Here is an 18,024-nt window from a genome sequence, read left to right on the forward strand (position 1 = left end):
AAAAATTTACTCTTTTCTGAGATTAATAATCCAAGTGAGAATATCTTGAAAGACAGTAGGATTAATTGAATAGATAATTTGTTTCCCTTTCCGCTCACTATCTAAAAGTCTTGTATTTTATAAAATCGTTAAATGGTCATTACATTTTATTTCCACTTACTTACTTCCTTCACCATATATACAGCAAATTCTTGAAGAAATACTGGATCCCACTCCTGCTCAGATTCTTCGTTTAAATATCGGGATAGGGCCTGGGACACAAGTGGTTTATATCGATTTATCACCTTCCTCTTCCCCCATTCTCCACCTTCTTTTTTCGAGGAAACGACCCTTTCAGAAAGATAATAAAGAACTCTACACAGATTAAGAATATAGTAGACTGGTTGATGAACAATTTCTTCAACTGCATCCTCTACATCAAAAAGAATGGATTGAATATAATAAGTACGTTCTATGGGATAAAACACTTCGCGAACCGGTTTCCCAAACAAACATATCCCCCGTTCATAGGTCACAACTAAATGTGCAGCTAAATCCGGATCAACCGAGTCACCACATAGATAGTCACTATCTTGCAAATATTTTTCCCGATGCATCTGTGAATAGTGCAGTTCAAACGGCGTGGGAAATCGAAAATTCACTAGATAATTTTCTAGTAGAATACTCATTTCCAACTTATACTCTTCTAATGTTAATATATCTTGGATAAGATTCTTCTTTTGTTCCTTACATAATTTCTCCTTCACAATGACCAGTACATCCACATCACTCTTATCTGGTTGAAAGCATCCCATTGCTAAGGAACCGTGCAAGTAAACTCCAACTAAATTAGACCCTAATTGACGATCAAACAATGAACAAACCTTTTCTAAAAACTTTTCAACCGACACTTTCTACACCTGCTTTTTTTCGAATAGCTGAGGAGTGTTATTCAATGGTATCAAATCGCTCTACGTTTGCACCCGCATATTTTTGAGACGGAATCGTATTTTGTGTACATCCCTTTTTTACATCAGCTAGAAGAAATAGAAATTAGCAGACCAAATCGCGTATCATTTGGTCTCTTGTATATTAACGATTATGGGATATTACTACTTTAATTAGCAAGTAAAATCACAGCCTATATGCTATTTGGTATGTTGATTTTTTTACTTAAGCAGGTAATTGATGTCCGTTTTGAGAATAATCAATAAGCGTATATATTCCGGTTATACAGCAGAATAGAGCTCGGTTTGGGGGATTTAAGCGGAGGTTTTCCGATTAAGCAAAACAAAATTACTCATTTTTACGTTTTTCGAGTTAATAGTCGGAATCCTTCCGCCTATTTAAGGTGTTTTCAGTGCTATTTTCTTAATTAAGGGAAATTTCTCCGCTTATTATCAAACTCGATTTAGCACCTAAATGAACTTGTAAAACTTCTCCATTAATTAACAAAAGCTTGAGAAAAAAAACCCAAGCTTTTGTGCTAATCTTTGTTGCGATTTTACATTTCCTCCATGTTACCAGGACTATTTTCCAACAAAGACATCACTTAGTTATTCTGAACAAGTTTTCGAATTTGTTCATGCATTTTCCCACTTAAAAAACCACCATGATAGCAAATCACGTTTTCAATATCGAATGGAAGAAATTTTTCTAGTGATTGAAATGCTGTTTCCATATCTGGCGTGTTGCGGGGAACGGGGCCATGCAATGCACCATTACTTATTACCATCGCGTCACCAACAATAAGGGTTTTGCTTTCTTTTACATACAAACTAATATGTCCTGGTGTATGGCCCGGTGTAAAAATTACTTCGATGCCTCCAAAGTAAGACAGTACCTGACCATCTTCAAGTGTGTGATCTACTTTTGCTTTTGGCGGATTCATATATAACGCTTGCATTGGTTGAGGAAGTGAATCCCAAACTTCTTTGCTAATTTTATTCGGATCTGCCTTCATCATATGTTTCGTACCTTCAATATAAGGTTTGTCTAGTTCATGTGCGTAAACTTCAATTCTTTCGTCTCTTGCCTGAAGAATTTCTGGAAGGCTCCCAATATGATCGATATCCTGATGGGTTAAAATTACCGCCTGCAATTTCTCAAAAGGAACTCCAGCTTTGTTCATAGCTGACTTGATTGGTTCAAGTTGACCAGGCATTCCTGTATCAACCAATATCGCTTTCTCGTCATCCCATAATAGGGTTGGATTTAGCAAAAAGCCTTCGATATTTAGTACGACCATTTCAACATGTTTGGAAATTTTCACTTTGCCATTCCTCCTCCAGATTGTAGTGCCTAATAAGAATAGCGTAGTTAGTTTGAAATAAAAAGAAAGCAAATGAATAAAACTTTTTCAAGTTTAGAACATCGACTTTTTTAAGTTGTTCTGGATAAGTTTCGAATTGGTTTCCCATACCGAACTAATACATACCACAATAATTTTAATTCCCGAAGAGCCACATTATTTTACCACGGTCACTCCGGAAAGTTGGATTGAACTTGAAGTCTATGGCAGTGAATCAACTCTTACTTGTATCGGAAAAATCATCAGGCATTTAATCTCACATGAGATTCACCATATTGGACAATTATCAATATGGTCGAGGGAACTAGAATTGAAACCCGTTAACTCCGATTTAATCATCAGGGTCTACTTCTAATAAACTAAAGAGGGGCTTACACCTCTTTTTCCTAAGAATCGCCGCGATTCTTTCATTTTTATCATCCTCGTTTACATATTCAAATAAACCTAGTCGATTTCCCCACGGATCGGAAAAGGTGCCCCATTTAACAGGTACTTCTTCCCTTGAACAAAGCTCAAATTGCTCAACCTTTAACTCCCTTACAAGTCTTTCCCGCGTTTCTTCTATATTCGTAACCCCTAACCGGATTGGACCGCTTCCATTTGAAGGTGTTCCTTCAGCCATTTGCAGCCAGCACCCAGGGATCATTTCCCATTCCGCAAAACCTTCATGAGGAATGAAATCTGGCTATCAATTCAAAAGGGTTTCATACCATTTTTGTCCTTCTTTCATATCAGGTACACGAATTTGAACCGTCATTTGTAAAACAACTTGAATCATCATCCCTTCATCATTTTAATAGGAAGCTATAAATAAACTGCTCTCCCATTTTCCCAAATCTACTTCGCCCTGTATTTTGAAAACCAACCTTTTCATACACCTTTTGTGCTGGAATATTTAGTTTGTTCACAGACAAAACAATCTCATTGTATTCGGGGAATTCTTTACGAACAAATGCATTTAACCGCTCCAATCCTTTACGGGCATAACCTTTGCCTTGTTGAGAATGATTAACCGAAAATGCCGTTAATAGCAAAGCATGAGGATTATCGGTATAATCTTTCACCCGTGGACTAGTATGTAACACAAAAAATCCAACTGCCTCACCATCACTCATTATCACGATTGGTTGTTTTTCATGTATCACTTCCAAAGCGTCTGCTGGTAATGCAGTAAAACGAGCTTGGTCCTCCGGTAAATGATAGTCTTTCAGCAAATCAAAATATTCCGACTTATAAAAATGCAATTCTACTTCATTGCCTGTTTTCATATAAAAATACTCCGTGTTATTTATAAAACCATTTTACCACACCGAATATATGTTCGCAAATAATTCAATGAATAATCTTATATTTTTTCAATAATATCTTCTCAAACATTTTTCCTCCTACACTTCCTGTATTTTTTACACACATACACCATTTCATAACTGTCATTCGTTATCGGTTCCTCATTCCAATTTTTATAAAGATGAACAATTTCAAAACCATGCCTTTCCAGCAATCGTTCCATTTCTTTCGGAAAGACATATCGCAGGCTGATGTTTGTTTTCTTTTCATCAACGATTTCCTCAGCATCGTTTAAAAATTTTCGTATCGTCGTGTAATGTTGAACTTGATTAAGGGAATCATAGTGACTAATTGTGTATACATCTACTTTATGCTGACTTTCTTCATCTATATATGTTTTCCAATATTCCTCTGTACTTGGCTGCAGTAATTCTTCTGTACTCGGGAACCGTGTCCCAAAAATAAAGATCCCATCCACGTTCAAATGTTTGTTCACAGAGTTTAATAATGCATCCTGGGCTTCATTTGTCAGGAAGTGCTGAAATGAATTTCCGACTGTATAAATAAGATTGCTCTTTACATTTAAGTTAAGCTCCGCGCAATCTTGTTCGATCCACTCAATTGGTAAATTAAGCTTGTCCGTTTTCCTTTTCGCTTCTGCTAGCATTCCGTTATGTACATCAACACCGATGAGCTTGTGTCCGTTCTTTGCTAAAGGGATCGTCGCTCTACCCGTACCACAGGCGACATCGATAATCGTTCCTTCCGTTTTTGCCGCCCATTTTAATAGAAATGGAATGTCCGCTGTGTATGATTCATTTTCTTTATCGTATAAAATTGGATCATCGTACTCTTCGAAGTTTTCCATAAATATCAGCTCCTTTAATGTAGAAATAAGTCATCCTTTTCTTTTTCATTTTATTATACATGAATGAGGAAATAGACATCTGAAGGAATTTATCGAATTTTTTCCACAAAAACCGTATGTATCACCACTGATTGGAAAAAATAAGAATCCTAACGATTTTGTACATTATGTTTTCAAAGGAAAATAATATAGCAGGAGTTGTATATAAATGGTAAAGAGTAATTCTTTAAATGAAAAATTAAGTGCAGCTGAAATGGGAAAATTATGGGCTACATATATGGGTAATTCCATGTCTATTCGGGTCCTAACATACTACCTTCTGCATACGGAAGATAAAGATATCAAAAAGGTTTTAAATGATGCATTACATCTAAGTGAGTCAATGGTTAAAGAAATTGAAAAAATATTTATTCAAGAAGACTTTCCAATACCTTTGGGGTTTGGTGAACAGGATGTGAATCTAAGCGCTCCACGACTATTTGCAGATGAATTTTATCTTTATTATTTGAAATATGCAGGAAAAGCAGGACTCAGTCTTTATTCTATTGCCATTCCAATCGTAATTAGAGAGGATGTTAAAGAATTTTTTTCTTATTGTCTTAACTCTACGAAAAAGCTTTTATTTGAAGTAAATAATGTACTTAATATGAAAGGTTTATTAATAAAGACTACAACTATTCCTACACCTGAAAAAGTTAAATTTATAAAAGAGAATAATTATTTAAATGGATTCTTTGGTGATGTAAGAAATCTTCATAGCTTAGAGATCGCGCATTTGTTTGATAATATTGAAAATGATATTACGAGTAAAGCGCTTCTTATTGGATTTAGCCAAGTAGCTAAAAATGAGAAAGTAAAAGATTTTTTTATTAAAGGAAGGAACATAACCAATAAACATATAGAAAATTGTTCAAAAAAATTACATAAAGATCATTTACCTTCCCCTTCTTTATTGGACCATCTAGTAAGTACATCTACCGATTCACCATTTTCAGATAAATTGATGGTATTCCATAAGATAGATATGTTTTCTATGAAAGTACGGTCTTATGCGAATTCATTATCCGCAAACGGAAGGAAGGATTTGGCAACGATGTATTCTCGTTTTTTAATTGAAATCGGTCTTTTTGTGGAGGACGGTATGAATATCATGATAGAAAATGATTGGATGGAACGTCCACCCGAAGCGGTCGACAGGGACCATTTAGCTTCAGACAAATTTTTATAAAAATAATCCTATTTAATGAATATTTCACTAAATATTCATACTATTTTAATTTTACCTAGGCTATTTTAGGGTATAATGAAATATGAAAGGAGTGTAAGTTATGAGAAAAAATATTACATTAAAAGAACTTGTAAATAAAAATAGATTAGACATTATTAAAGATCAGAAGGCTTTAGAAAAAATAGAAATAAAAATTGATAAAAAATACAGTATCCAAAAACAAATGTAGTGATAAGAGGACTCCTAAACGGGGTCCTTCTTTATGATATTATTATGTAGAAAACTCAAGACTAAAAAAAGTAAGGTAGATAATATAAAAAACTTACAACGATGCCGATAATAGAAAAAGAATAGATTCCTATCAAAAAGGGATTTAATGCCAACTTAAATACTTTTATTTCACTTACACTGTAGTCGCCGCCGTATTGCTTATTAATGACCTTTTGCTGATTCACTGAATAGGTTCGAAAATAAGAGTATAACCAAGCTATTCCGGAAATAATGAAACTAAATACAAATAACGTATCTATAATAAAGGTCCTAAATTGAAAAGAAATTATGACCACCAGTGACAATTGAATCAGATATGCTCCTGAAATGATCAGTGCATTCCCTTTTTTCGATTGAATAAGTGTAACATACCTTTTCTCAAATTTCTTAGCGATAAATCCCCACAGAAATGCAATCCCTATAATTGCCAATACCAAAATAACCGTGATGAGTACCCTCATATAATAATTCAAGAAATCACCTCTTCCCTTTTACAAAAAGTTCTACTATTTTGGGAGAGAAATTCACTAATTTGATCCATCTGTTCACGAAGAGCTCCTTTTAAAATTACTCTTAATCTATTATTCGACAAGAAGAAAAGAAACCCTTCCTTTAATTTCCTTAATTTTTAATTGAAAAGAGGATCCATCGATGATTTCAATATCCTCCATTTATTTGAATAACGTGGCATCCCTTTTTCACCTCAATTATACAATTCAGAAAACCATCTCCTTATTGAATTAATCCCCGCAATCGCTCTACATGACTCCTATCTTTATTAAGAAGTTCTTTAATTAACTGAAGACTTTCCGGATCGAGATCCCCTCTAACGATTTCTTTTGCCATCTGTATCCCTTTATTTTCACCATTTAACGCATCTTCCAGCATCTCGGATGTATCATTTGGAATTGTAAAATGATTGATATAACCTTGTATGGAACCAACGATGCCCTCACTATCAGCAGGTTTTCCCCCGAGATTTTGAATTCTTTCTGCAACTTTGGAAGCATCGTTTTTAAGTTCTTGCTGAATCTTTTGAAGCTCTCGTTTGATTTGTTCATCCGATATTTTTTGAATATAGTTTTCATAAGCATGTATCCCCATATATTGACCTTTCAAAAAATCATTCAACGTGTTGATTACGTGATTATTTACCATATTTACCCTCCTAACTATATAAGAAAAACGCCAATAACGAGGCGTCTTATCATGAGTACTATTCATCCTTAGTTACAATCCCTTTTGCATTCGGATCCACATCATTTCCACCATAGTCTGGTAAATGACCCGCGTGATTCTTATTATATGAAGACCCTGATCCATTTTTTGTATTGGATGATTTTGTTTTTTTGTTATTCTCCATCAACATTCACCTCCCGCTCAACATATATAATGTTCATTAATTTAAAAAAATATCCGCCGTCCTTTATTCAAAACGCTTGGCAATCGATGAATCACTTTTTCTTTAACTCCCATTTTTTCGATTACTTTCTTTTTGGGTGCTAAACCTCTTCTTTTTCTATCTTTTTTCTGATCCAAACGTAAAAAAACTTATCCTTAGGTGGATATTTTCATCAGTACTTTCCAGAGGCAAAAATTGAGAACTTTACATATAAAAATAGAGCGGCCGCCAAAAACGGCCAAATCCCTTTGTCATTTTTAGAAAAGTCAAAGCAAAATTCGCATGTGATCGAAATTCTTTCTCTGATATTGGTGAAGAAAGATGAATCTTCAGATGAATAACTTTTCCGTAATCCTTCAGCAACGAATGACGATCCTTATTTAACTAACGAACCACCCGTATGAACGGATTCGTCCACATGAGACTGTTTTTTCGTTCTTTATCTTCTCGAATCGTACGGATTCGTTCACGTGGGATTGGACTTTCGCTCTTCATCTTCCCGTATCAAAATGAGCCTGTTTTGAAACATCCTTGTCCAAAACAGGCTCCGCTTTTTTAACTTAATAAAATTCCATATGATCCTTTTCTTCTCGATAATACGCCATCCTATCTTCCAGTGTCCCTGTATGAAACTCAAATTTATGCCCATCTGGATCAGTAAAATAAATGGAGCGTTTATCCTTTTCATCTCGCTCTCGACCGGGAAGAATATTCACATGGAACGAACGTAACTTTTCTACCATTGTATCGAAATCTTCTTCATCAACAGAGAAAGCAATATGTGTATATGATAGATGGATTTCCTCACGCGAAATATCCTTTTCTTCATTTAATGCAAGCCATATCCCATTTAAATCAAAATAGGCAAGGCTCCTTCCCTTAACAAGCAGCTTTGCATCAAACACATTCCGATAAAATTCAATTGATGCTTCTAAATTTGATACAGAAAATAAGAAATGATTCACACCTTTAATCGCCATCAGCTCTTATCCACAACTTTACATAACCCATAAACATTCGTATCATACGACCGTCCATTTTGATGAATATAATTTTTCAACACACCTTCATGCTGAAAGCCCATTTTTAGTAAAAGTTCATTGGAAGCTGTGTTTTCCAGAAAAACAACGGCACCAATTCTCATGAGTCCTAGCTCTTCAAGTCCATATGTAACAATCTCTGAAATTGCCTCTTTAGCATAACCTTTGCGCCAAAAGTCCGGATGGATTTCATAGCCAATTTCCGTACGCTTATGTGTTGGTGACCATGCATTCAGGCCAATCGTACCGATTAATCCTTTTGTTCCCTTTCTCTCCATTCCCCAACGAATCCCTCGTTTTTCCTCATAATTTTTTGCAAAAAGATGGACCATTTGCTTTGCCTGATCAACTTTTACAAATGGTTCTTGCCCATAGTACCTCGTGACTTGTTCATTAGAAAAACAAGAAAAAATGTCGCCCGCATCTTCTTCAACTATTTCTCTCAATTTCATTCTCTCTGTTTCTAAAACCGGAAACATATAAATCTCCCCCTTTTAATACGTCCGAACCGGCGATATGAGTTGCAGAAACGATGGATTACCGACAGGTTGTATGAATATTGGACTCATTGATCCGCCAAATTGTATCATTATCTCTTCTTCCTGAATTACCTTTAATGCATCCTTTAAAAAACTTCCGTCTAAAGAAATACTCAGTTCCTTCTGTCCTTCAACCATTTGAATCGTTTGGGTTTCCTCAATCTTTCCTATTTCCGATGCCAATGACGAAATCTTTATTTTATCCCCTTCTACAATCGATAGATTCACATTATTATTTCTCCATTCACTTGCAAACAAACAGGCACGATCTATTCCTTTTAAAAATTGATTGGTAGTTAATCTATTTCTTGTTTTTGATTCCTTTGGAATGAGTCCAGCCGTATTCGGATACACACCATCGATTAATCTTGAATATAAAGTCATGTCCTTTGACTGAAAGACAATATAATTGTTCGTTATGAACAGCTTTAATTCCCCTGAATCTATAAATAACTTCGTAAACTCCAGTAAGCTTGACCGTGGAACTATGATAGAAGCATTCACATCGGATTCTATAGACAGTTCTCTCCTAGACAGTCGATGTGAATTTGTTGCAACAACAACAAGTTTGTCATCTAAAAAATTCATATGAACTCCCGTTAATACTGGCTTCATTTCGTTTGATGAGGCAGCAAACATCGTCTGTTTAAATAGTTCGATTAATTCATTACTTCCTATCTTTATACAGAAGTTTTGCTGAATATCCGGAAGTCTTGGATAATCATCCGCATTCAAGCCACTTATATGTGTAATAATTTCATCAGATTGAATCGTAATCAACTGCTTTTCATTTGCTTTCATATGAACATCAGATGGCAATTTCTTAACGATTTCACTCAAGTAGTTGGCCGGAATAACAATACTCCCCGGTTGTACGATTTCTAAAACTTTGACTCCATCAATCATTAAAGGAATTCTTTTTTCAATGATGATACCCGAATTACTTCCGATTAAAATAACACTTTCCTTATTAACGACTATCTTAATACCCGTTAAAATCGGCAAAGGCGTTTTCGAAGAAATTCCTTTCCTCACCTCTGAAATCGCCTTATTGAAACAGTCGTTATTAATAATAAACTCCATCTCCACACCCCTTAGGAACCTTCATTCAAAATATTTCTTCTATTATCTTTTAAAATGAGCAATTTCTCCTCATACGGTCTTAAAAGCTCCATAATTTCAGGTTTGCTTTTCTTTTCGAAATAAGCATTCCAACCGAACATCTTTTTAAACATGTCAAACGACGGTTGATAATTCGCTTTTTCGCGTCCTAATTTTTGTCGTATATATCGTTTAATGATTCGATAAGTCCTTATTGAATAATCCGTATCCAGAAAGATTATTAAGTCCGCTTTTTCCCAGCTCGGGGATACCCATGGATGATGGACACCTTCGATAATCCATGCTTCTGACCTTACAATATCGGTAAGATACTTATCTCTTTCCTTCTGCCCCCTTTGCACATCACCGGATTTTGTCCTTATCCATACAACATTATCTAATTCATAAAATGGGATGTTCAATTTTTTAGATAATGATCGGGCTAAAGTTGTTTTTCCACTACCAACTGAACCGATAATATGAATTCTATTCGGGATTGCTTTCGACACTCTTTCACCACTTTTCAACATTATATTTACCTTTTCGACCTTCCTTCTAAAAAAGGAATTCTACATTGTAAACAAAAATACCTTTTTGAGATCCTTTTTTCAGACGGCTACATAAAAAAATCAACAGCAAATTAAACTGTCGATTTTTTAATAATTAAATACGTTCATGCTTTAATTTACTAAGTAATTGAAAAATCTGTCCTCTATGATGGGATTCGTGCTCAATTAAGTGGTAGACGACCCATTCAGGTGTGACATCGTATTTTTCAAGGACCCTTGGTTTCCGCCAATCTATAAGATCCATTGTACGAAAATGTGAAAGAAAAACTTCACGTACCTTGTTAAGACGATCAAAATGCGCTTCCAAACTTTGTCCTTCGATATGGGCTAATGAATCGTCATCAGAACGGCATTCGAACGGAAACAACTCTCGTATTTCTGGGTCCCATTCAGTACATAACACTTCCTCATATAACCAATCGGCTTCGATTAAAGCGATATGATATAAAAGTGAGCCAATCGTTTGTCTTTCATCGATTTTTGTATCAAGATCGCTTTGACTAATTCCAGATAATCTCTGTTTTATGGTGCGTCGAACATCTTCTAAACACCATAGCCAACGGCCAATTTCTTCTTCATATCCTGCTAAAGACGATACGAATAGTGATTTTTTCTCCAAATTTATCTACCCCTTTTTAAAATGGTCTACAAATCTTGTTTGCACACAATACCATATTCTAGGTAAACCTTTAATAGCGTTAACGCCTCTCCCCAACCTACAGCGCACCCTAAATAAGCAGCTAAGTCCTTTTCAGAACTAGAGTATCCCGTTTCTCTTAGCCTTACTAGAGTTCCATCTTTATATTTCTCAAGTTTAATAGATACTGTAGTTATACTTTCGCCCGGAGACCATTGAAAAACAAATGATTTATTAGGGATTGCCTCAAGTATTTTACCGCCATCCTCAATATTCTCTTTTTTGCTGCCGAAATCAGTCCATTTTAATCGAATATCACCAGTTCCCTCAGAATTTAGTGTGAGAGAAGTATCATCTGTAAACCATGCATTCCATCCTTCAGGAGAAGAAAGTATTTCATATACTTTTACTTTCTCCACCTTTATATATGTACTATGCTCGATTTCAGGCATATTTTCCAACCTCCTTATACCATCCCAATGCTTATCTTTATATTTCGATAACGAGTCGTTCTTTTCCTTTAATATACGATTCTATATCATAAGGATATACTAGCGACAAGTGGAGGAGCTGTTCCTTTCTCGACTTTGCCTATCGTCCCTCAAATATTTGGTCCTATTTTACCTACGAGATATATGGTAGATGGGATGAGAGTCTTGCTTTTTTATTGTGGGAGGCTGCAAGCAGGATTCTGAACAGCATCATTGGCAGTAAATTTCTTTATTACACTAGCAATCTTCCTTGCATTAAGAAATTCAAGCTTTTAAAAGAGCCATTTGATCTATAATAAAAAATGACTATCAACTACTACACTTTTTGATAGTCATTTTTCTTATATCACTAAGGTTTGTGCAAACATCTTCTTTTTAATCTACACCGAAAGCTTTTTTACCCTTTATTCTTTATTGTCATTTTTGGAATCCGAATCTATCCCTAAAGATAAATAATCCGTTTGGGATATGACATCGATCTTATATCCATCCTTTTCATAGATTGTTAAAGAACCTTCTTCAAACGTCTTTTTCCAACCTTTAAGTTTGATGATAAGAAGATATCTTAAGGGAAGTCCTTCTTCCTCCGAAGCAGGTGACCAATCATACGCCTCAAAATCCGCCCTACTTTTCGTTAATTTTGCATGTTTCGGTACAGGAAATCCTTTAAACTTTTTAGATTCTTCATATGAAAAAATAGTTATAGAACTTAACAATACGATGAAAACTACAAATAAAAGCACAATTAGTCCAATAACTTTTTTCTTTTTTATGTTAATCTTCCTCTCTATTACATTTTGATTATTCTATATTTTGCATAACCCGTTATTGCATTAAAGCTACGTTTTAAATAATCATTATCATGGCCGGAAAGTAAGAGATTACTACTTTGCTTTTCATAAATCCACATTGTATGAGAATAACGGTCTGCCCCTGGCTTTTTAAATTGAATTACGTCTCCAGATTTTGCATTACTAATAATAGAACTTTTACTTGTACTACTATATCCTTTTTGTGTTCTCACTAAATGAGCATAAAGATCCGATACTACAGTCCAAGATTTACTCCATCCCCAAGAATTATCAGGACGTTTTTTCATATACCAATACTTCGAATCAGTTGTATAAGATGGAAGATGCATAGGATAGACTTCTCTTCTTCCACCTTCTGCTAATATTTGAGAAACAAAATTTGTACAATCATTACCGAATTCAGGGTAGCCCTTATTATAATTTTTATAATATTTTTCTGCATAAGCTCTTGCATTTTTTAAGTTAATTGTCCCAGTAGCCTCTGGTTCATATTGTCCTAATAATTCAGCCGTTGCTTCTTCTTTCTCTATTTCTTCTTTCATCTCACCTAACGTTGTTGCCTTAATAGAATTATTTTTTTCACATAAACCAACCCCTTAAAGTAATGTTATAAAACTAAAGACTCCCAATTTTCTGATTACTATTATAAAAAGTTTCTTTACCTACCACAATATAAAATAACAAAAACGGTAAAAAATAACTAAAAAAAAGGATTATACCCATACCTTTAGTACTATATCTTATACTATATGATAGTACTTGAATGATTTAATCAATTCATTTCTGTTCTTCTATGTAATCACTGGCCTTGTTTAGATGCAGCCAGTAGGAAATTAGTCTATCAAATTTTTGAAATTCTCTCCTCCATTACTTAAAAAGAATCATAAATAATTGTTGTGTTCTAAATAATTTAAAAAGTGGGATAAAAATTGAATCTGAACATCAAATATTACAAGCAAAGGAGGAAATAATTATAAAGAAATACTTATTGTTGATAGGTTATATGCAATTATCTTGATACTGGCTGCCTGTACAGATAAAACAAATTTCTAATAAATTTGAGGCACAGCATTTTAAAGGAAAAAGTGATTGTTGGAAGGTGATATTGAATGTTGAAGATGAGTAGAGTAGACTTTATAAAATCTCGTATATCGGAGAGGGTAGTACTCCATCTGTTTTTAATTATAAGATAGATGGTTCTTCTTATGAAAAAGCTACTGATTTTGAAGAAGGAGAATTAAAAAATCAAAATGAATGAATTTTGGATTGATTTTGCTTGGACTGGTGCTTGTATTCCAATCGACACCACCATACCCGTCACGATTCAATTGGAAAGAAAAACAGATTAACTAATATTGAAGAATACTATAAGGTAAGTAGTGATGGATTTTTCTTCCTAATGAAAAAAAGCGACGAATTCAAAAATGAATCTGTCGCCTTTTTGCCGAAATTTTACTATAAAATAGCTTTTAATCTCCTAATCTATTTAAAGCAACCACCAATTAATTTAGATTCATATTCACAAGAATCTTACATTGAGAACGATCTTTTGTTAATTTTTCAAAGCCTTTTTCTACAATGTCATCTAACGCAATTTGACTTGTAATGACTGCGTTGCCGTCAATGACGCCACTAGCAAGCAGGCGAATGACTTCCGGGAATAAACGAACATATGCATAAGAACCACTGATTTTCGCTTCTGTTCTTACAATCATATTTGGATCAAAATTGACTGGTTTTTCCCATACACTGACAATCTTGAATTCACCGCCTGGGCGCACGGAACTTACGCCACTTGTAAATGTCGCTTGTACACCTGCTGCGTCAAAAGCTACATTTACTCCACCGTTCGTTTGTTCACGGATAAAGGCAACTGCATCTGTACCGATTGGATTAATCACATGTGTAGCACCAAGTTCTAATGCTTTTTGACGACGTTCTTCCGAAACTTCCACGATAAAAACTTCACTTGCTCCCGCTGCTTTAACCGCTTGTAACAACAATAATCCAATTGGACCTGCACCAAATATTGCTGCAGTATCTCCAAGCTTTAATTGACTTTGACGGACAGCATGAACCGCAACAGCTGTTGGCTCAACAAGTGCACCAAGCTCTAAACTCATGTTTTCAGGCAAGTGGAAAATATTCTCTTCCTTCACAACTGCAAATTGAGCAAATCCACCTGAAACTGTGTATCCATATCCTTGACGCTCTGTACATAAATTTACAAAGCCTCTTTGGCAATTATCACATTCTCCACAAGGAATAAGTGGTTCAACAGCAACTCGATCTCCTACTTTTGTATTGGTTACTCCTTCTCCTACCTCCACTACGACACCCGAAAACTCGTGACCTAAAACAGGTTGAGTACGCATTGGATAAGTTCCCGCTAAATACTCATGCATATCACTTCCACAAATGCCCGCATATTCAACTTTTACCTTCACCATTCCATTTTCTAGTACAGGTATTTCTGCTTCTTCCACTCGTATATCTTTTGCTCCATATATTTTTGCCGCTTTCATCTTTCCTACCTCTTTCCCTTAGTAAGTCCATTAATAATAAAACTTACAGCCAGATCCGCTACCTGTTCAGGAGACAATTCCGATTGTGTTCGATTCAAAAATGAAATATTAAAAGTATGCATTAAAGTTCCCATCACAAAGTTCACTGCTAGATCGATTGGGGGAAATTGAATTGCATTTTCATCGTGACACTTTTTTAAAATCAACCGAAGTTGCTCCCAAGAAGGAAAAAACACATCTGTCAGCTTCTCTAATCTTGGACTATTCATCACTAACTCTTGTTGTAAAATACTAATTAATTCATGTTCTTCATTTCTAAAAATAACAAACTGTCTACAAAAGATTTTAAGTGCACCTAACGGATCGGATAAATCATAATTCATATTTGCAAACAATTGTCTAATCGGTTCGAACATTTCAAAGAAAACATTTTCCTTCCCTCCAAAATGATACGAAACGAGAGCCAATGAAACATTTGCTTCATTACAAATCTGTCTTACGGTTGTCCCTTCATAGCCTTTTTTCGCAAATAATTTCTTTGCTGCTTGAAGAATTTGATCTCGGACAACCTTATTTTTGTCATTACTTTTACTCTGTTTTAATTGACTCAGCCCCTTCATTGTTTTTATAAAGGCTCTGTTGTATTAGGTTGTTGATTTTCGCTCCAGACACTTCGCTTTCCGCAGGGGACTTCCCTACCCCTGCCTCCCGCTCAAACACTTCAGTTTTAAAAGTAAATAATATCCTTTAAATGGGGTTCACCAGTTATTCTTCAATATCCGCTACTTTGACGAGTTGCTTACCGAGATTAGCCCCTTTAAAAAGGTCAAGGAAGGCGTCGATAATATGGTCGAATCCTTCGGTAATGGTTTCTTCATATTTAAGTTTGCCTTCGTTTAACCATTTGGCAAGTGCGGTACCGCCTTCTTTAAATCGGTTAGAGTAATCTCCTAGTGTAAATCCTTTCATAAGGGCACTTGTTTTGATAAGTGCAGTTTGAACGCGTGGTCCCATATCAATATCGACTTTATTATAGGCAGAAATTGCCCCACAAACCGGAATACGCGCAAACTTATTAAGAAGTGGGAATACAGCATCAGAAATAACGCCACCAACATTATCAAAATAGATGTCGATTCCATTCGGACAAGCTTTTTCTAATGCACTAGGAACATCTTCCTTTTTATAATTAATTACTGCATCAAATCCGAGTTCATTTAAAAGGTAGCGACATTTTTCTTCTGTCCCGGCAATCCCCACGACACGTGCCCCTTTAATTTTCGCAATTTGTCCAACGGTCGATCCCACTGCCCCAGCAGCTCCAGATACGACAACGGTTTCTCCTTCTTTCGGCTGTCCAATATCAAGCAGGCCAAAATATGCTGTTAATCCTGTCATTCCAATAATACTAAGGTTCGCTGTTACAGGAGCTAACGTCGGATCAATTTTTCGAATCTCTCTCTCGTTCGCAATCGAATATTCCTGCCAGCCTAGAGTACCAATGATTAAATCACCTTTAGCAAACTGTTCCGACTTTGATTCTACAACTTGGCCAATGACTCCACTTGTAATGACCTCGTTTAATTGAAATGGTGGAATATATGATTTTACATCCTGCATCCTTCCACGTAAATACGGATCAACTGAAATATATACGGTACGTATCAGTACCTCACCATCTGACGGTGTTCCAATTGGTGCTTCAATAAAAGCAAAATCCTCTATCGAAGGCGTTCCAATCGGACGTTTTGCAAGCTGAATTTGTTTTTGCATTTGACTCATTATTACTCCTCCATTCAGGAAAGGGATTATTTGTTCTGATTTTATAGGCATATCTCTTTTACTATTTTGAACATTTGTTTTGAACAATTGTTCAATTCCAAGTATACTCCTGCTTATTTTTTTGTCAATGAACACGCGTTTTACATTAAAAAGACTGCTCATTTGCAGTCAATCTCAATGATATTTTAGACATCCTTGCTCAAAATATCCTCTTTAGTTTTTGTTTTGGTCAGATATTATAGTTAAACAGAGTATAAAAAGTGGATTCGACATATTCTCGAATCCACTTTTTTTATTTTCTTTTCTTTTGTTAATAGAAGATACCGTTGAATAACCCTTATTTCCTCGCTTCACCCTTCTGAATGAGATTAGTCCCAAAATCCCCCATCCGAATGAATAATCTGCCCCGTGATCCACTCCGCCTCATCACTTGCCAAAAAAGCGATAATGCGAGCAGCATCTTCAGGTTGTCCGATTCTCCTCATCGGGAATTTAGGCAATAAATGTTCTTTTAACTTATCACTCATCCAGCCCGTATCAGTTGGACCTGGGTCAACAGCATTAACAGTAATGCGATGTTTCGCAACCTCTAAGGCCATCGTCTTCGTAAATGTCGAAATCGCCCCTTTGGTCGTCACATAAGCTAAGTTACCCGGTTCCGGTGACTTAGCTTGACCCGAAACGAGATTAATCACTCTGCCACCGTGCTTTCCTTCAATTCGTCTTGCAAATTCCACTGTAAGCATACATGTTCCACGAACATTTACAGCATAATGACGGTCCAGAATATCAATTGTCATTGCTTTATAATCTACATCAATACTATATGTCGCATTATTCACTAGAATAGAAGGCAAACCTAATTGATTTTCCACTTCATTTAATAGATTCCCAGGTCCATCTGGCAGACTAAGATCAACCTCTAATGATCCGACCCGTACACCCATATCCTTCAATTCCCCCTCAAGCTCAGTTGGAAAATCTTCTTCGATATAATAGTCCATTTGCCGATCATATTGGCGAAGATGGGTAAAAAATATATCCGCCCCCCTCCGAGCAAGCTCTAAACAAATCGCAGCACCAATCCCATTTCGACGACTAGCCCCCGTAACGATGGCAATTTTCCCTTTTAAATTACTCATTTCCTTCCCCCTTTTGAAACATAATTTTGGATAAATTAAAG

At 35.6% G+C, this 18,024-nt stretch carries 22 protein-coding genes and 2 pseudogenes; 3 read left to right on the forward strand and 21 right to left on the reverse strand.

Annotation, left to right across the window (positions count from 1 at the left end; translation table 11 throughout):
* Positions 1-146 precede the first annotated feature (146 nt).
* From MKY81_RS01840 to MKY81_RS21025, 3 genes and pseudogenes are all read right to left on the reverse strand, one after another.
* Positions 147-890 carry an aminoglycoside adenylyltransferase domain-containing protein gene (locus tag MKY81_RS01840; RefSeq protein WP_108070925.1) on the reverse strand — a complete coding sequence of 248 codons (744 nt, stop codon included), beginning with the start codon at positions 888-890 and terminating at the stop codon, positions 147-149.
* A gap of 641 nt (positions 891-1,531) precedes the next feature.
* Positions 1,532-2,251: an MBL fold metallo-hydrolase gene (locus tag MKY81_RS01845; protein ID WP_341116449.1), complete on the reverse strand. Its 720-nt coding sequence runs from the start codon at positions 2,249-2,251 to the stop codon at positions 1,532-1,534.
* Positions 2,252-2,361: 110 nt separating this feature from the next.
* Positions 2,362-2,495: pseudogene (locus tag MKY81_RS21025) on the reverse strand (DUF3626 domain-containing protein); the annotation flags it as partial.
* A gap of 27 nt (positions 2,496-2,522) precedes the next feature.
* Between MKY81_RS21025 and MKY81_RS01850 the strand changes: the two are divergent.
* Positions 2,523-2,645: pseudogene (locus tag MKY81_RS01850) on the forward strand (DinB family protein); the annotation flags it as partial.
* Here MKY81_RS01850 and MKY81_RS01855 read toward each other — a convergent pair.
* From MKY81_RS01855 to MKY81_RS01865, 3 genes are all read right to left on the reverse strand, one after another.
* Positions 2,622-2,912, reverse strand: a complete 291-nt coding sequence (locus MKY81_RS01855) for a hypothetical protein (RefSeq protein ID WP_445663921.1) — start codon at positions 2,910-2,912, stop codon at positions 2,622-2,624. The pseudogene MKY81_RS01850 and the gene MKY81_RS01855 sit on opposite strands and share 24 nt — an antisense overlap.
* 166 nt (positions 2,913-3,078) lie before the next feature.
* A complete protein-coding gene (locus tag MKY81_RS01860; protein WP_066234861.1) occupies positions 3,079-3,558 on the reverse strand; it encodes a GNAT family N-acetyltransferase in 480 nt (159 codons plus the stop codon).
* 101 nt (positions 3,559-3,659) lie between these two features.
* Positions 3,660-4,445, reverse strand: coding sequence for a class I SAM-dependent methyltransferase (locus tag MKY81_RS01865; RefSeq protein WP_108070929.1), 786 nt, complete (start codon positions 4,443-4,445; stop codon positions 3,660-3,662).
* 208 nt (positions 4,446-4,653) lie between these two features.
* On the opposite strand from MKY81_RS01865, the gene MKY81_RS01870 reads away from it, so the two are divergent.
* Together MKY81_RS01870 and MKY81_RS01875 are read left to right on the forward strand one after the other, a co-directional pair.
* Positions 4,654-5,673, forward strand: a complete 1,020-nt coding sequence (locus MKY81_RS01870) for a DUF3231 family protein (RefSeq protein WP_341116456.1) — start codon at positions 4,654-4,656, stop codon at positions 5,671-5,673.
* A 100-nt stretch (positions 5,674-5,773) separates the two neighbouring features.
* A complete protein-coding gene (locus MKY81_RS01875; RefSeq protein WP_107921044.1) occupies positions 5,774-5,902 on the forward strand; it encodes an FbpB family small basic protein in 129 nt (42 codons plus the stop codon).
* A 61-nt stretch (positions 5,903-5,963) separates the two neighbouring features.
* On the opposite strand, the gene MKY81_RS01880 is transcribed toward MKY81_RS01875, so the two are convergent.
* The 15 genes from MKY81_RS01880 to MKY81_RS01950 form a co-directional block, all read right to left on the reverse strand.
* A complete protein-coding gene (locus MKY81_RS01880; protein WP_341116459.1) occupies positions 5,964-6,416 on the reverse strand; it encodes a hypothetical protein in 453 nt (150 codons plus the stop codon).
* Positions 6,417-6,675: 259 nt separating this feature from the next.
* A complete protein-coding gene (locus MKY81_RS01885; protein ID WP_108070935.1) occupies positions 6,676-7,101 on the reverse strand; it encodes a DUF2383 domain-containing protein in 426 nt (141 codons plus the stop codon).
* 58 nt (positions 7,102-7,159) lie between these two features.
* Entirely contained in the window at positions 7,160-7,306 is a 147-nt protein-coding gene (locus tag MKY81_RS01890; RefSeq protein ID WP_160331475.1) for a hypothetical protein, read from the reverse strand.
* Between the two features lie 599 nt (positions 7,307-7,905).
* Positions 7,906-8,325 carry a FosM family fosfomycin resistance protein gene (fosM, locus tag MKY81_RS01895; RefSeq protein ID WP_108070937.1) on the reverse strand — a complete coding sequence of 140 codons (420 nt, stop codon included), beginning with the start codon at positions 8,323-8,325 and terminating at the stop codon, positions 7,906-7,908.
* Positions 8,325-8,864 carry a GNAT family N-acetyltransferase gene (locus MKY81_RS01900; RefSeq protein WP_108070939.1) on the reverse strand — a complete coding sequence of 180 codons (540 nt, stop codon included), beginning with the start codon at positions 8,862-8,864 and terminating at the stop codon, positions 8,325-8,327. Before MKY81_RS01900 ends, fosM begins: the two co-directional genes overlap by 1 nt.
* A gap of 15 nt (positions 8,865-8,879) precedes the next feature.
* Positions 8,880-10,007: a DNA polymerase III subunit beta gene (gene dnaN / locus MKY81_RS01905; protein ID WP_066234880.1), complete on the reverse strand. Its 1,128-nt coding sequence runs from the start codon at positions 10,005-10,007 to the stop codon at positions 8,880-8,882.
* Between the two features lie 11 nt (positions 10,008-10,018).
* Positions 10,019-10,534 (reverse strand): AAA family ATPase, encoded by a 516-nt coding sequence (locus MKY81_RS01910; RefSeq protein WP_244913447.1) that lies wholly within the window; start codon positions 10,532-10,534, stop codon positions 10,019-10,021.
* Between the two features lie 154 nt (positions 10,535-10,688).
* Positions 10,689-11,213, reverse strand: coding sequence for a DinB family protein (locus tag MKY81_RS01915; protein ID WP_107921042.1), 525 nt, complete (start codon positions 11,211-11,213; stop codon positions 10,689-10,691).
* Between the two features lie 26 nt (positions 11,214-11,239).
* Entirely contained in the window at positions 11,240-11,683 is a 444-nt protein-coding gene (locus MKY81_RS01920) for an SRPBCC family protein (RefSeq protein WP_108070941.1), read from the reverse strand.
* A 443-nt stretch (positions 11,684-12,126) separates the two neighbouring features.
* Positions 12,127-12,465: a hypothetical protein gene (locus MKY81_RS01925; RefSeq protein WP_084347843.1), complete on the reverse strand. Its 339-nt coding sequence runs from the start codon at positions 12,463-12,465 to the stop codon at positions 12,127-12,129.
* A 47-nt stretch (positions 12,466-12,512) separates the two neighbouring features.
* Positions 12,513-13,076, reverse strand: coding sequence for an amidase domain-containing protein (locus MKY81_RS01930; protein WP_108070943.1), 564 nt, complete (start codon positions 13,074-13,076; stop codon positions 12,513-12,515).
* Positions 13,077-14,036: 960 nt separating this feature from the next.
* A complete protein-coding gene (locus MKY81_RS01935; RefSeq protein ID WP_108070944.1) occupies positions 14,037-15,059 on the reverse strand; it encodes a 2,3-butanediol dehydrogenase in 1,023 nt (340 codons plus the stop codon).
* A 5-nt stretch (positions 15,060-15,064) separates the two neighbouring features.
* A complete protein-coding gene (locus MKY81_RS01940; protein WP_108070946.1) occupies positions 15,065-15,679 on the reverse strand; it encodes a TetR/AcrR family transcriptional regulator in 615 nt (204 codons plus the stop codon).
* A gap of 145 nt (positions 15,680-15,824) precedes the next feature.
* On the reverse strand, positions 15,825-16,841 hold the full coding sequence (locus MKY81_RS01945; protein ID WP_108070948.1) for an NADP-dependent oxidoreductase: 1,017 nt from the start codon (positions 16,839-16,841) through the stop codon (positions 15,825-15,827).
* 368 nt (positions 16,842-17,209) lie between these two features.
* Positions 17,210-17,983: an SDR family oxidoreductase gene (locus MKY81_RS01950; protein WP_108070950.1), complete on the reverse strand. Its 774-nt coding sequence runs from the start codon at positions 17,981-17,983 to the stop codon at positions 17,210-17,212.
* Positions 17,984-18,024: the final 41 nt, after the last annotated feature.

This window comes from Heyndrickxia sp. FSL W8-0423 (assembly GCF_038009395.1).
Lineage (GTDB): Bacteria > Bacillota > Bacilli > Bacillales > Bacillaceae_C > Heyndrickxia > Heyndrickxia sporothermodurans.